Here is a 13,383-nt window from a genome sequence, read left to right on the forward strand (position 1 = left end):
CTACTTTACCGCCACCGGCCGCACGGACCAGGTCGCCCAGTAGACCGGGCGGCCGAACACGCTGGACGCGCTCGCGCCGCCTGGTCCCGGCGCGAGCCGGTCGAGCCAGGTCAGGAAGCCGGCCTTGGCGCGGTAGTTCGTGGGGGTCGCGAGGTTGCCGAAGCGGTCGGTCATCCAGAAGTGCTGGCTGCGGCCGAATCGTCCCGATCCGTCGCCGCCCGAGCGCAGGCCGAGATAGGCGGTGGAGCGCATGATCGCCTGCGGCTCCGAGAACCAGGTCAGGGCCGCGAGGGAGCCGGGCGCGAGGTCGGCGGTGTATTGCACGCAGATATCGGCGACGGGCCCGTCCATGGTGTTGGCGGGGCGGTTGCAGCGATAGGCCGCGACCCACCGGTCCATGTCCCGCGCCTTGGCCACCCGCACCAGGCTCTGGGCCGGCAGCGGCTCGACGATGGTACGGGCCGGCGACCAGACGCGGTCGGCGGCGAGGTCGCGGCTGGTGCGCAGGTAGAGGCCCATGCGCCGCGTCGCCACCGGCTCGTTGCAGTCGGAGGGCAGCACGTCAGTGTAATGGTAGTGGTAGACTTGATCGACCACGCTGATCGCGCCGACCAGATCGGTGCGGTCGAAGCCCTGGCCGGCGCAGTTGCCGATGATCGCCGCTCCGGTCTCGTCGAGGACGGCGCTGGGGCTCGGTGCCTCTTGCGGCCGGGACCGGCCCCGGCGGGAGCGCCCCTCCGGCCGGTCCCCGCCGAAGGGCGTCCAGACCGTCCCCGCCTCGGTGCGGCCGCGGATGTCGAAGCTGGTGAAGTCCAGCGTGCGAGCCTGGAGCAGCGCGTGCCGGTTGCCCACCTCCGTGGGCACCGCCGCGAGGAAGAACACGTAGCTGTAGGCGTCGCCGCCCCAGGCGCGTCCCGACACCATCATCGGGTGGCGGGCGGCCGTGCCCTCTGTGACCGGTTCGGGGGGCGGCGACACCTCGGCACGGCGACGGCCGCGACGTCCACGCTCTCGGCGACCCTCCTGGCTGCGGGTGACCTCGCGGGCCATCTCCCATAGGCGTCCCTGGGTCGGCGGCATTGTGGTGGCGAGTTGCTCCGGCATCGCACCGGAGCGGACCGAGCCGCCGTCGAGGGGGTCGGTGGCTCGGCGCGGCGCACAGGACTCGGCCGCCTCGCCGCGCCGGGGTTTCCCGGCCGCCAACGGGGTCTCGGCCTGATACACCGCCTGGAGCGGACCGGTGCCGGGCGTCGTTCGGACGACCTGCACGCCGCTGGCGGATTCACAGGGTCGGGGCGCGAAGAACACTCCCTCGGCCTCGCTTCCGCGGCAGATCTCCAGGGTGCCGCCACCGGTGACGTAGCAGCTCGTATCGGTTGTCTGCGCGCCCGCACCGCCGGCCGCGAGCCCAGGGAGGAGCGCAACAAACGCCGACGGGAGCAGCCGCTTGCGGAGGACGCCGGGCGGCGTGGCGGGGGGGCGGTTACGCGAATGTGTCACGGGAGAGAGGGTTAGCGTAGCCCCACGGTTCGGCAAGGCTTCGCCGTGGCGCCATCCACACCACCGGTCCTCACAATGTCGCGGATGGCCGCCGGGTCAGCCGGCGTCCCGGCTCTCCGTCCCGCACCATTCGGCGATGAACAGCGCCATCGCGGTGGTGGTCCGCTGCACGGAGGCGAGGCTGACGCGCTCGTCGAAGCCGTGGATGTTCTGGCTGATCGGTCCGTAGCACAGCGCCGGCACCTGGTCGTAGAGGGCGTAGACCCGGGTATCGAGGTAGCTCGGCGACATGAAGCTCTGCAACTCCGAGCCCGTCGCGACCCGGTGCGCGCGGCCGAGCACCGCCTCGGCCTCCGACCCCTCCGGCAGCACGTAGCCTTCGGAGAAGAAGCCGTCGAAGGCGATGCGAGGCGGCGTGTTCGACAGGAAGGCGTCGTCCCGAGCGAAATCGGTGATCGCCTGCTCCACCGCGCGGGCGGCCTCCCCGGCCGAGAGGCCAGGATAGAGAGCGATCCGGCAGTCGATCCGGCACCAGGCCGGCACCGAAGAGGCCCAATCGCCGCCCTCGATCCGACCGACATTGAGGTTGATGGCGTCGGGCTGGTCGGCGAAGTGGGGATGGGCCGCCTTCTCGGCGTTCCATCGCGCCTCGAGCGCCCTGAGGGCGCCGATCACCCGGTAGCTGGCGTCGATGGCGTTGGCCCCCGCTCCCATCTCGCGGACATGGACCGGGCGGCCGCGGACCTCGACGGTAAACCAGAGCACGCCGACATTGGCGCGCACGAGTTTCTCCTCCTCGGGCTCGGGGATCAGCACGGCGTCGGCGCGGTAGCCGCGCAGGTGGGTCATCAGGGCGCCGTTGCCGGTGGACTCCTCTTCGACCACGGATTGCAGGGTGACGGTGGCGGCCGGCTGAAGCCCGATCCTGGCCAGCGCGTCGAGGGCGAACAGGTTGGCGGCGTGGCCCGCCTTCATGTCGGCGGCGCCTCGTCCGTACATCCAGTCGCCGTCGATGACGGGCTCGAAGGGCGGGTGGGTCCAGAGGTCGGCGGGGCCAGGCGGCACCACGTCGACATGGGCCTGGAGGATCAGCGAGCGCCCCGTCTCGATCCGCGGCCGGTGGATGCCGACGACGAGGGGCGCCTGCGAATGCGTCTCGGACATCGCGGCCCCGCCGGGGTGAGCCGACAGGGCGGCCCCGTCCATGGTGAAGCGGTCGAGCGCGTAGCCGCGCGCGCGGAAGGCGCGGAAGACGAAATCCTGGATCGCGTGCTCGGCACCCCGCGTCGAACCGAACCGCACCAGGGCCTGGGTATGGGCGACCTGCTCGGGGAACCCCGCCGCGACGGCCTCGGCGATGCGGGCGGCAAGGGCGGGATCGAGGGGCATCGGATCTCCTGCGCGGGCAGCGTGTGCGGCCAGGATAGCGATGCCGGGGCGTTCAGGCGAGCAGCGCCGCCGCGAGGGCCAGCGGCAGGGCGAGGAGGGCTGCCGGGCGGATCCAGGCCGGGCGGTAGGAGACCAGTGCGACCACGAGGAGGGCCGCGCCCGTGAGCGAGCCGATCCACTGCACCGGGCCGAAGTTCCAATCCGCAGTCACGACGGCCGCCGCGAAGGACGCGGCGATGGCGGCCCAGCCGGCCAGGCGCAGCGCCCGGGCGCCCCCCCGGCTCTGGCCGTGCCCCGCGATGGCCCGGTGGTGCCGGTCCATGGCGAGGCAGAGGGCGGCGAGCCCGGCGAAGCTCAGGGCGAGGTTGAGGGCGATGGAGAGCGGCGTCATGCTTCGACGAGACCTTTGGGCGACCGGCCCTGGACGGAGCGCGCCGCCTTCGCGACCTGGCGGCGCTCCTCGTATCGGGCGACCTTGCGGGAACCGAGGGCCAGCACGAGACCGAGCCCCAGCATGGCGGTGTCGAAGGCCAGGAAGTCGAGCCCGCGATCCGTCGTCAGGGCGCTGACCACCGGAACGGCACCGAACAGGAGGCCTGCGGCGAGGCCCATCTCGGTCCAGACCCGTCGGTGCGGGCGAACCAGGGGCACGAGTGCGGCGAGCGTCCAGGCGCCGAAGAACACGGTTCCCTCCCAAGTCGCCCGGTGGGCGAGATCGGCGGGCAGCAGCCGGTTGCTGAGGAAGAACGCCGCCATGCCGATGGGCAGGCCGAGGATCGTGCCGATGTTGAGGCCGCGGACGAGGCGCAGGCCGAAGCCCGGCACGCCCCCCGCTTTGGGGGCGCGGGCGACGGTCCAGAGCACGAGGCCCGTGGCGATGGTGGCCGAGCCGAGCAGGCCGCAGAGGAAGAACAGCGCCCGGAGGGCCGTGCTGGCGAAATGCGCCTCGTGCAGGCCCATGAAGCTGGTGAAGACGTGCGCCGCCGGCTTCAGCGTCCCCACCCGTTCGACGATCGCACCGGAGACCGCATCGAAGGCGATCTGCGGGTGCTGGTGAGCCAGCCCGTGGGGCTCCTCGAACACGGCGACCACCGTGGCGTTGGCGTCGCCCGGGTTGTTCACGATGACCATCTCGAGGGGCTCGGCCACCTCGCCCTGCGCCCTGACCAGGAGCGGCGCCAGCGGCAGCGCCTCCGCGGACCGGCCGGCGGCCGCACGCCAGGCCGTGGTCTGGGCCGCCTCGACGTAGAAGCGCAGCTCGTCCCCCTTGTAGGCCGCCGTCACGCCCCAGGGCATGTACATCACGCCGAGGGTCACGATGCCCGTATAGGTGATCATCAGGTGGAACGGCAGGGCGAGCACGCCGGTGACGTTGTGCGCATCGAGCCAGCCGCGCTGGGCCGACTTGTCCCGCCGGAAGGTGAAGAAGTCGGCGAAGATGCGCCGGTGCGTGACGATGCCGGAGATCAGGGCGACGAAGAGGATCAGCGCGGCGGCACCGACGATCCAGCGGCCGAGCATCGGCATCATCTGGAGTTCGTAGTGGAAGCGGTAGAAGAAATCGCCGCCCTGGGTGTCCCGCGCCCGGGTGGGCGCGCCCGACTCGACGTCGAGCCGGGCTTGGCCGAGGGGCGCCTCCAGGCTGTCCATCCAGTAGACGCCGATCAACGGCCGGTCCGGCTGCGGCACCGAGACGTACCAGGCCATGGCCTTCGGCGCGTGGGCTTTCAGGTAGGCGACGCCGCGCTCGGCCGCCGGGACCGGATCGGTGGGGCCGGCGCGGAGTTCCGGGCGCATCCAGAGCGAGATGTCGGTGCGGTAATAGGTGGCGGTGCCGGTGAGAAACACGGCGAACATCACCCATCCGGTGACGAGCCCAGCCCAGGAGTGAAGCCAGGCCATGGACTGGCGAAAACCCTGCCTCATGCGGGCGGGCCCATCGCAGCGCCGTCGAGGGCGAGCCAGAGGCCGAGGCCCAGCAGCACGATCGGGAGCCCGAGGCCCAAGGCGGCACGCAGCACGGTGCGGGCGGCGAAGACCCAGATCACGGCGCCGGCCAGGATGGCGAAGCTGATCAGGGTCGCGGTGGCCACCGCTTCCGAGCGCACCATCGGCAGGGTCAGCGACAGGAAGGCCGTCGCGAGCGCCGCCAGCGCGTAACCGCCGAAAGCCGCCAGACCCACGCGCGCGGCCACCGCCGAGCGGTAGCGCCAGCCTCGTCGCAGGCGGACCCCGTCGGGGGGACTGGAAACATCCGTCACGGGCAACACCTTCGAGACGAGCGCGGGCGAGACGCGGGCGGAGATGGGTCCCGCAACGGCAGGCAGAATCGGCTTTCCAGACCGGGACAACCTGCCGGACCGGCTCCCGATCTCACGGGGATCGCCCCGCTATAGCGATCCTGGTCTTGGGCTCGCAAACGCTATGTTATGGAATCATTCCAATTCGATTGTGGCATGCTGCGGATTGCCTGCGCTTTCGTCGAAGACCCGGACACACTGTGGATGGCCCACCATGCCGGTGATCCGGCGGAAATCGTGTTGACGAGCCGCAGGTCGCGCCCTGTGCACCCGCAACGCGGGTTAGGATAAGGTGACGGCCAGCGCCCGCTTCCCGCGAACATCGCCCGAGAACAAGACACCCGATCGTGACCTCCAGCTCCCCACGTCCCCCGATCCGCTTCCGCGGCCGCTCGTTCATGGCTCTGGTGCTCGCCCCGGTGCTGCCCGTTTCGGACTGGCTCGACGACCTCGACGCGCTGGCCCGGCGCTCGCCGGCCTTCTTCGTCGGGCGGCCCGTCATTCTCGACGTGGCCGGGCTCGGGCTCGAGCGGGAGGACCTCGTCGCCCTCGTGGCCGATCTCGCCGCCCGCGACGTCGCCGTGATGGGCATCGAGGGCGCGGATCCGGGGCAGCTCGGCCCCGGTCTGCCGCCGCCTCCTGCGGGCGGGCGCCCGGTCGACGCGGTCCCGGCGCCGGAGGCGACGCCGGACGCCGGGCCGGATGCGCCCGTCGTACCGTCCGCGCCGGCTCCTTTCCGCTCGCTGATCCTCGACGCGCCGGTGCGCTCCGGCCAGACCATCCTGCATCTCGAGGGCGACATCATCGTGATGGGCTCTGTGGCCTCCGGGGCCGAGGTGATCGCGGGGGGCTCGCTCCACGTCTACGGCGCCCTGCGCGGCCGCGCGATCGCGGGAGCGGCGGGCAATCCGGAGGCGCGCATCACCTGCCGCCGGTTCGAGCCCGAACTCATCGCCATCGACGGGCTCTACCGCACCGCCGACGATCTCGGTCCGGTCCAGCGCGGCTTGCCGGCGCAGGTTCGGCTCGAGGGCGACGCGATCAAGGTAGCGGCGTTGGAATAGGTCCTACCGGCCCGTCCAGTTGGGCGGGCGCTTGGCGAGGAACGCCTCCATGCCCTCGCGAAAATCGGCGCTGGTGTAGCAAAGGCGGATGAGGTCGTCGCCGGGACGCTCGTCGCCCGCCGCGTCCTCGCCCTGGAGGCGGCGCAGGCCCTCCTTGGTCGCCCGCAGGGTGAGCGGCGCGTGACCGGCGACCAGGGTCGCGAGTTCCGTGGCACGGAAGGCCAGCGCCTCCGCGTCGGCCACCACCTCGCCGACGAGGCCGATGGCCAGGGCCTCCTCGGCCCCGACGAGGCGGGCGGTGAAGATCATGTCCTTGACCCGTGCCTGGCCGATCAGGCCCGAGAGGCGGCGCAGGTTGCCGAGGGAAAGACAGTTGCCTAGGGTCCGGGCGATCGGAAATCCGAGCTTGGCGTCGCGCGTTGCGATCCGCAGGTCGCAGGCGGCGGCAATGGCCGCGCCTCCGCCCGTACAGGCACCGGCGATCGCCGCGATGGTCGGCACCCGCAGGCGCTCCAGCGCGCCCATCACCCGGTCCATGAAGCGCTCGTAGTCGATCGCGTCCTGAGCGCTCGCGAAGCTCCGGAACTGAGCGATGTCGGTGCCCGCCGCGAAGGCCTTGGTCCCCGCTCCCGCGATGATGAGGGCCTTGATGTTCTCGTCCGCCTCGATGCGCGCGCAGGCATCGATCAGGCCCTGATACATGCCGAAGGTGAGCGCGTTGCGCGCCTGCGGCCGGTTGAGGGTGAGGCGGGCGATGCTGCCCTCGGCCGTGAACAGGAGCTCGTCAGTCTGGGTCATGCAAGGTCCCTGGGCGCGAGGCGCGGAAGCGTACCCCACCCTCTCGCCCATCGGGGGCCGCCGGAGCAAGCGGCCGGCGTACGCCCTTCCCGAAATCAGAACACCGAGGGAACGAACATCTCGGGCGGTACCGGGTGGCGGGTATAGTCCTCGTGGCGCTCGCGGTCCGGCAGGTGCACCGGCGGATGCTCGACGTCGCCGTAAGGAATCTGCGTCAGGAGGTGGCTGATGCAATTGAGGCGGGCGCGCTTCTTGTCCACGGCCTCGACCACCCACCAGGGCGCCTCCGGGATGTGGGTCCGGGCGAGCATGTCCTCCTTGGCCTTGGTGTAGTCCTCCCACCGGCGGCGGGACTGCACGTCCATCGGCGAGAGCTTCCACTGCTTCAGGGGATCGTGGATGCGCATGTTGAAGCGGAATTCCTGCTCCTCGTCGGTGATGGAGAACCAGTACTTCAACACGATGATCCCGGAGCGGGTCAGCATGCGCTCGAACTCGGGCACCGAGCGGAAGAACTCCTCGACCTCGTCGGGCGAACAGAAGCCCATCACCCGCTCGACGCCGGCGCGGTTGTACCATGAGCGGTCGAAGAGCACGATCTCGCCGCCGGCCGGCAGGTGGGTGACGTAGCGCTGGAAGTACCATTGCGTGCGCTCGCGCTCGCTGGGCGCCGGCAGCGCCGCGACCCGGCAGACGCGCGGGTTGAGCCGCTGGGTGATGCGCTTGATCACGCCGCCCTTGCCGGCGGAGTCGCGGCCTTCGAAGATCACCACGACGCGCAGCTTGTGGGCCTGAACCCAGTCCTGGAGGCGCACCAGTTCGTGCTGCAGGCGGAACAGCTCACGAAAATAGACCTTGCGGTCGAGACCGGGCGGACGGGCGGGCTGACCGAGTTCGTCGGCGAGGCGCTCCAGGCGCTCGTCCTCCATCTCGAGTTCGAGTTCCTCGTCGAAGTCGTCGGCGACTTCCCGGCGGATCGCCTCGACCTCCGCTGCCCGCTGCGCGCTGTCCATGTGGAAGCCCCGTCCCTGCCGAAATACCGCCCGGCTTAGATCACGGATTCATGACAGGCTTGATACGGCACCGCACACAGGGCGTCGGGCGAGGGAACGGGGACGGACCCCTGCGGGTTGAAGGACAAGCTGCGCCATTTCGCGGGCCGCGAGCCCGGCTCGCCCGGCGCCCCACACACCCAGAGGGTCCACCCATGAGCCTGATCGGACGCATCGTCACCAAGCTCCTCGGCAACGAGGACCGTCCCGTGGTCCGCGACGACCGCAACTACGATTCCGGCACGCCGCTCGGTCGCCTCGTGACCAAGATCCTGCGCAGGTAAGGCAAGATTCTGCGTTAGTAAGTCCTGCCGGCTGGGCGGCTCAGGCCGCCCGGCGCTTCTGTTTCTTCTCGCGTCCCTGTCCGGGCGCACGCTGGCCGGCACGGGTCCGGTCGAGCACGAATCTCGCGTAGTCGTCCATGTCCCCGGCGAAGGGCTTGACCGTGTTGTCGGCGGCCAGCCACAGGCGATCCGCCACCAACTCCATCAGCGAGCGGTCGTGGGTTATAAGGATCACCGCCCCGCCGTAATCGTTCAGCGCGTCGAGGAGCGCCCGCCGGCTGTCGATGTCGAGGTGGTTGGTCGGCTCGTCGAGGATCAGCAGGTGCGGCGCCTGCATCGCAACGAGGTTGAGGAGCAGCCGCGCCCGCTCGCCGCCCGAGAGCGCGTCCACCGTCGTCTCTTGCTTGTCGAAGGACAGCCCGAAGCTCGCGAGCTTGGCGCGCCGGGCCGATTCGCTGTCGTCGGGCCGCTCGCGCCGGATGATCGCCAGCGGCGTGTCCTTGGGATCGAGGGCCTCGATCTGATGCTGGTGGAACCAGCCCACCTGCACCCGGCCTTCCCGCACCATCCGACCGTCGCGTACCTGAAGCGCGCCCGCCGCCATCTTGGCGAAGGTCGACTTGCCCGCGCCGTTGACGCCCAGCAATCCGATGCGGTCGTCGACGTCGAGAGTCAGGTTGAGGTCGCGCAGCACCGGCGCGTCGTCGCCATACGCGATGGTGGCATCGGTGAGGTGCATCAGGGGCGGGGCGAGCGGGCGCTTCGGCGAAGGCAGGTGGAACGGGGCCACGTGCTCCTCGATGGTCGTGGCGATCGGCTCCAGCTTGGCGAGGCGCTTGACGCGGGACTGGGCCTGTGCGGCCTTCGAGGCCTTGGCCTTGAACCGGTCGATGAAGCTCTGCAGATGCGCCCGCTCGGCCTCCTGCTTCTGCTTGGTCGAGGCTTGCAGACGGGCCTTCTCGGCCCGGCGCTTCTCGAAATCGTCGTAGCCGCCCGTGTAGAGTTCGAGCTTGCCCCCGGCCACGTGCAGGATCGCGTCCACCGAGTTGTTCAGCAACTCGCGGTCGTGGCTGATGATCAGGGCCGAATGGGGATAGCGCTTGAGCCGGGCCTCCAGCCAGAGAGCGCCCTCAAGGTCGAGGTAGTTGGTCGGCTCGTCGAGGAGCAGCATGTCGGGTTCGGCGAAGAGCGCGGCGGCGAGCGCCACGCGCATGCGCCAGCCGCCGGAGAACTCCGCCATCGGCCGGGTCAGGTCCTCCACCGAGAAACCGAGACCGGCCAGGATCTCGCCGGCCCGTGCCGGGGCGCGGTCGGCGTCGATCTCGATGAGGCGGCCGTAGATCTCGCCCATGCGCTCGGGTGCGGCGGTCTCGAGTTCGGCGCTCAGGGCCTCGCGCTCCTCGTCGGCGGCCAGGATCGTGTCGATCAGGCTGACGGGTGTCGCGGGATGCTCCTGGTCGACGGAGGCGACGCGGGCGGTCTTGGGCAGCAGGATGGCGCCGCCGTCCGGCTGCAATTCGCCGAGGATGATCTTGAACAGGGTCGACTTGCCGACGCCGTTGCGGCCGACGAGCCCGACCTTCGAGCCCGGCGGAACCGCGACACTGGCGCGATCGAAGAAGCGCCGGCCCCAGGCGCTGAATGTGAGGTCTTCGATCTGGATCATGTGGGGGCTCGTTGGGGGTGCGGACACCGGACGGACCCGGACGCGTCCCGGACCCTACCGCACCGCACCATCCGGCGCGAGGGGCGCCCGGTGCAACCGGCCCCCTCGCTTCACGCGCCCTTCCAATCGTCCGGACACGCCGGCCGGGTGCGGCCCTACTGCGCGGCGACCACGGAGGCCTTCACCAGCGGCGCCACCGGCACGTTCTTTTGCCAGAAGCTGCCGGTGCGGCCGGTCTGGTAGCCGGTCTCGTACAGGCTGCGCATGTAGGCCGTGTCGAATCCGCGGGCCGTGGAAGTGTTGGGCGCGGATTCGTCGATATAGGCGAGGTTGAAGCCGATGCCGTTGGAGCGCGTGAAGGCGTAGGTCGAGGCCAAAGTGGCACGGCTGCGGGCGCGGCTGGCCGTCGTGAACGAGCGCTCGACGATCGAGAGCGTGTTGTTCTGCGCGAGGTCGAATTCCGGTTCCAGACGCCCGTTGATGATGACGTAGATATCCGACTTGGCGCCCGCCTTGAACCGGCCGTCGCGCAGGAGGAACGACTGCGGAAGGGTGAAGACCGGCGTCACCACCGAGCCGTCGACATGCATCTCCTGGAAGGTGCGCTGCGCCGCCTGGACGTCGATGAGCTGCGGCGGGAACACCGCCGGGATGCTGGCCGAGGCGGTGAGCACGTCGGTAAACAGGTCGAGCGCGGCCTGGCCGCCGCTGGTGGCGATGGCGCCCATGTTCCAGATCACGGCGCGCTGAGCGTCGAGGTTCGTCGTCACCACGAGGAGACGACGGCCCTTGGCATGCTGGGCGGCGACCGCGGCCAGGAGGTCCGGCGTCACGTAGCGGCGTACGAGATCACGCAGGCGCCCGTCCCCGAACAGGCCCGAGCCGAACAGCACGTTGGCGAAGCTCGGGGATTGCACCAGCGTCGAGGCGACGCCGCTGGTGTAGATGTCCTTCAGGTAGGCGTCGTATTCCGGGCCCACGAAGGCGAAGGGCGCGATGAGGGCGCCCGTGGAGACGCCGGAGACCAGGGAGAATTCCGGGCGCTTGCCGGATTCAGTCCAGCCATTCAGCAGGCCGGCGCCGTAGGCCCCGTCGCCGCCACCGCCGGACAGGGCGAGGTAGGCGAACGGCACCTTGCCGTTCTGAGGCCGCGCCGACATCTCCGTGAAGGTCTTCTCCGAGGCATCCGCGTAGGCGCGGACATTCGGATCCAGCCCGGGCAGGACCGCGGCGGCGGCCTCGCTCGCCGTGTAGGGCGTGCGCGGGGTGGTGCCGCAAGCCGCGAGCTGGCCGACGGCGAGCAGGGCCAGGAGCCCCCGGCTCCATCGGAGACGACGCATGTTCGACATGTTCACAGCCAAGATTCCGGAGCCCGACCCCGACGCGACCCTAGCACGAAAACGAGCTTGGCCGTTCCCGTGTTCCGGCTACGCTCCCTGATGCCGCAGCGGTGTGGCATTCGGGCAGCAATACGGCGCATCCCGCCCGGACTCGCGAGCGCGCGTGTCGGAATCGCGGCGCTCCGCGGTCGGTTGCGGCATCAATTGAACTTCCCGGGCACACGTCCGTTGGGGCACCATACGGTGACGGTTGACCGTCACGGTCATGGTCCGACATTCCACTTCCCTCACGACATCTGCTCCCGCCGACCGGTCGCGCCCGCGCGGGCCAGCCGCGCCGGCCGCACGTGCCGCCGATGGTTCTGACGATGTCGGCGCGGGCGGAGCGGCCCCGCAGGTCGGCGGCACGAGGAGGAGGCAGAGGCGATGGAACGAGACGACGCGTGGCACATGACGGACGACCTGATGGTCGAGGACGGCAAGGGCGACCCCTTCGCCGCCGCCATCCGGGCGACGCGCATGGCCATGATCGTCACGGATCCGCGTAGGGACGACAACCCGATCGTCTTCGTCAACGACGCCTTCCTGCGCCTCACCGGGTACGAGCGCGACGAGGTCATGGGTCGCAACTGCCGCTTCCTGCAGGGCCCGGACACGGATCCGAACGCGGTCCAGCAGCTCCGCGAGGCCGTGGACGCCCGGCGCGACATTGCCGTCGACATCCTGAACTATCGCAAGAATGGCAGTCCGTTCTGGAACGCCCTCTACATGAGCCCGGTCGTCACCAAGGGCGGCGACCTGCACTACTTCTTCGCCTCGCAGCTCGACGTCACCGACCGGGTCGACGCGCAGATGCGGACGCAGAACGAGAAGGAGCATTTCGAGCGCGAAGTCGCCAGGCGGACGCGCGAACTCTCCGATGCCCTGGCGGCCAAGACCATGCTTGTGCATGAGGTCGACCACCGGGTGAAGAACAATCTCCAGATGGTGGCCTCCCTCCTCACCATGCAGACCCGGAGCATCTCAGATCCGACGGCGCGGGACGCGATGAAATCGATGCTGACCCGGGTCGAGGCGCTCGGGACGGTGCACAAGCGGCTCTACCAGTCCCACGACGTGGAGCGCTTCGACGTCGCCGAGTTCGCCCGCGAACTCGCCACCGACCTCGTGCGCGGCTCCGGCCGCTCGGGGATCAGCCTGCACCTCGACCTCGAACCCGTGGAGGTGCCGGTGGAGAAGGCGCCCCCGGTGGCGCTGATGATGAACGAACTGATCACCAACGCCCTGAAGCACGCCTTTCCCGACAACCGCGCCGGCCGCCTCTCGATCCGGGTCCAGCCCGACGGGCGCTACTTCGGCATCCGGATCATCGACGACGGCGTCGGCATGCCCCAGGAAGTCGTGGGTACGCGGTCCTTCGGCAAGCGCCTGATCGAAAGCTTGGCCCGCCAGCTGAATGCCAGTATCGCTTGGCAGCCGGGACATCCCGGGACCTCGATCGACATTCGCCTCCCGCGCGAAGCGCCAGGCGTGAAGGACAGCCCGTGAGCGAACCTCTCCGGGTCCTGATCGCGGAAGACGAAGCTCTCATCCTCCTGCAGCTGGAACTCCTGGTCGAGGATGCCGGCCATGTCGTCGTCGGCACGGCGGCGACGGCGGACGAGGCGATCGGAATCGCCCGTGACGTGCGGCCGGACCTCGTCTTCGTCGACCTCCAGCTGCGCGGCGGCTCGTCCGGCATCGACATCGTCCGGGCGCTGCGGGCCGAGGCCGCGATGGTGCTGGTCTTCGTCACCGCCAATGCCCAGCACCTGCCGGAGGGGTTCGAAGGGGCCGCCGGCGTGATCGCCAAGCCCTTCACCGAGGTCGTCATCTTCGACACGATGGCGTTTTTCCGCGAGTGCGTGCGCGAACCGCCGCCACGCTCCTCCGTGCCCCTCGGCCTGCGCCTCGCGCCGGCCTATCGCGACGCCCTCGGCGGGTAGGCGCG

Annotated in this window: 13 protein-coding genes; 4 read left to right on the forward strand and 9 right to left on the reverse strand. The window is 70.2% G+C overall.

Going from position 1 to position 13,383, the window contains the following annotated elements; all coding sequences use genetic code 11:
- The 5 genes from ACLBWX_RS11970 to ACLBWX_RS11990 all read right to left on the reverse strand — a co-directional run bounded on the left by ACLBWX_RS11970 (position 1) and on the right by ACLBWX_RS11990 (position 5,150).
- Positions 1-1,500, reverse strand: coding sequence for a hypothetical protein (locus tag ACLBWX_RS11970; protein ID WP_447677286.1), 1,500 nt, complete (start codon positions 1,498-1,500; stop codon positions 1-3).
- Between the two features lie 96 nt (positions 1,501-1,596).
- Positions 1,597-2,889, reverse strand: a complete 1,293-nt coding sequence (locus tag ACLBWX_RS11975; protein ID WP_447677287.1) for an ArgE/DapE family deacylase — start codon at positions 2,887-2,889, stop codon at positions 1,597-1,599.
- A gap of 52 nt (positions 2,890-2,941) precedes the next feature.
- The gene (locus ACLBWX_RS11980) at positions 2,942-3,280 is read right to left on the reverse strand and encodes a DUF3325 domain-containing protein (protein ID WP_447677288.1); all 339 of its coding nucleotides are present in this window, start codon (positions 3,278-3,280) and stop codon (positions 2,942-2,944) included.
- Positions 3,277-4,815, reverse strand: a complete 1,539-nt coding sequence (locus ACLBWX_RS11985) for a PepSY-associated TM helix domain-containing protein (RefSeq protein WP_447677289.1) — start codon at positions 4,813-4,815, stop codon at positions 3,277-3,279. Before ACLBWX_RS11985 ends, ACLBWX_RS11980 begins: the two co-directional genes overlap by 4 nt.
- On the reverse strand, positions 4,812-5,150 hold the full coding sequence (locus ACLBWX_RS11990; protein ID WP_447677290.1) for an iron transporter: 339 nt from the start codon (positions 5,148-5,150) through the stop codon (positions 4,812-4,814). Before ACLBWX_RS11990 ends, ACLBWX_RS11985 begins: the two co-directional genes overlap by 4 nt.
- 437 nt (positions 5,151-5,587) lie before the next feature.
- On the opposite strand from ACLBWX_RS11990, the gene minC reads away from it, so the two are divergent.
- Entirely contained in the window at positions 5,588-6,253 is a 666-nt protein-coding gene (minC, locus tag ACLBWX_RS11995; protein ID WP_447677412.1) for a septum site-determining protein MinC, read from the forward strand.
- Positions 6,254-6,256: 3 nt separating this feature from the next.
- Here minC and ACLBWX_RS12000 read toward each other — a convergent pair whose 3' ends face one another.
- Complete coding sequence (locus ACLBWX_RS12000; RefSeq protein WP_447677291.1) at positions 6,257-7,051, reverse strand: enoyl-CoA hydratase/isomerase family protein; 795 nt, start codon at positions 7,049-7,051, stop codon at positions 6,257-6,259.
- Between the two features lie 95 nt (positions 7,052-7,146).
- Positions 7,147-8,064, reverse strand: a complete 918-nt coding sequence (gene ppk2 / locus ACLBWX_RS12005) for a polyphosphate kinase 2 (RefSeq protein ID WP_447677292.1) — start codon at positions 8,062-8,064, stop codon at positions 7,147-7,149.
- A gap of 194 nt (positions 8,065-8,258) precedes the next feature.
- On the opposite strand from ppk2, the gene ACLBWX_RS12010 reads away from it, so the two are divergent.
- Positions 8,259-8,387: a TFIIS helical bundle-like domain containing protein gene (locus ACLBWX_RS12010; RefSeq protein ID WP_447677293.1), complete on the forward strand. Its 129-nt coding sequence runs from the start codon at positions 8,259-8,261 to the stop codon at positions 8,385-8,387.
- A 40-nt stretch (positions 8,388-8,427) separates the two neighbouring features.
- Here the strand turns inward: ACLBWX_RS12010 and ACLBWX_RS12015 are convergent, their stop codons facing one another.
- Entirely contained in the window at positions 8,428-10,053 is a 1,626-nt protein-coding gene (locus ACLBWX_RS12015) for an ABC-F family ATP-binding cassette domain-containing protein (protein WP_447677294.1), read from the reverse strand.
- Between the two features lie 155 nt (positions 10,054-10,208).
- Complete coding sequence (locus tag ACLBWX_RS12020; protein WP_447677295.1) at positions 10,209-11,402, reverse strand: patatin-like phospholipase family protein; 1,194 nt, start codon at positions 11,400-11,402, stop codon at positions 10,209-10,211.
- Positions 11,403-11,819: 417 nt separating this feature from the next.
- Here ACLBWX_RS12020 and ACLBWX_RS12025 point away from each other — a divergent pair, with 417 nt between their 5' ends.
- Complete coding sequence (locus tag ACLBWX_RS12025) at positions 11,820-12,941, forward strand: histidine kinase dimerization/phosphoacceptor domain -containing protein (protein WP_447677296.1); 1,122 nt, start codon at positions 11,820-11,822, stop codon at positions 12,939-12,941.
- Complete coding sequence (locus tag ACLBWX_RS12030; RefSeq protein WP_447677297.1) at positions 12,938-13,378, forward strand: response regulator; 441 nt, start codon at positions 12,938-12,940, stop codon at positions 13,376-13,378. The genes ACLBWX_RS12025 and ACLBWX_RS12030 overlap by 4 nt, the downstream gene beginning before the upstream one ends.
- Positions 13,379-13,383 lie beyond the last annotated feature (5 nt).

This window comes from Methylobacterium sp. M6A4_1b, from assembly GCF_053345175.1.

Coding starts and splice junctions, on each gene's coding strand:
- ACLBWX_RS11975 (WP_447677287.1), bottom strand. CDS start 2,889: ATGCCCCTCGATCCCGCCCTTGCCGCCCGCATCGCCGAGGCCGTCGCG.
- ACLBWX_RS11980 (WP_447677288.1), bottom strand. CDS start 3,280: ATGACGCCGCTCTCCATCGCCCTCAACCTCGCCCTGAGCTTCGCCGGG.
- ACLBWX_RS11985 (WP_447677289.1), bottom strand. CDS start 4,815: ATGAGGCAGGGTTTTCGCCAGTCCATGGCCTGGCTTCACTCCTGGGCT.
- minC (WP_447677412.1), top strand. CDS start 5,588: ATGGCTCTGGTGCTCGCCCCGGTGCTGCCCGTTTCGGACTGGCTCGAC.
- ACLBWX_RS12000 (WP_447677291.1), bottom strand. CDS start 7,051: ATGACCCAGACTGACGAGCTCCTGTTCACGGCCGAGGGCAGCATCGCC.
- ppk2 (WP_447677292.1), bottom strand. CDS start 8,064: ATGGACAGCGCGCAGCGGGCAGCGGAGGTCGAGGCGATCCGCCGGGAA.
- ACLBWX_RS12010 (WP_447677293.1), top strand. CDS start 8,259: ATGAGCCTGATCGGACGCATCGTCACCAAGCTCCTCGGCAACGAGGAC.
- ACLBWX_RS12015 (WP_447677294.1), bottom strand. CDS start 10,053: ATGATCCAGATCGAAGACCTCACATTCAGCGCCTGGGGCCGGCGCTTC.
- ACLBWX_RS12020 (WP_447677295.1), bottom strand. CDS start 11,402: ATGTCGAACATGCGTCGTCTCCGATGGAGCCGGGGGCTCCTGGCCCTG.
- ACLBWX_RS12025 (WP_447677296.1), top strand. CDS start 11,820: ATGGAACGAGACGACGCGTGGCACATGACGGACGACCTGATGGTCGAG.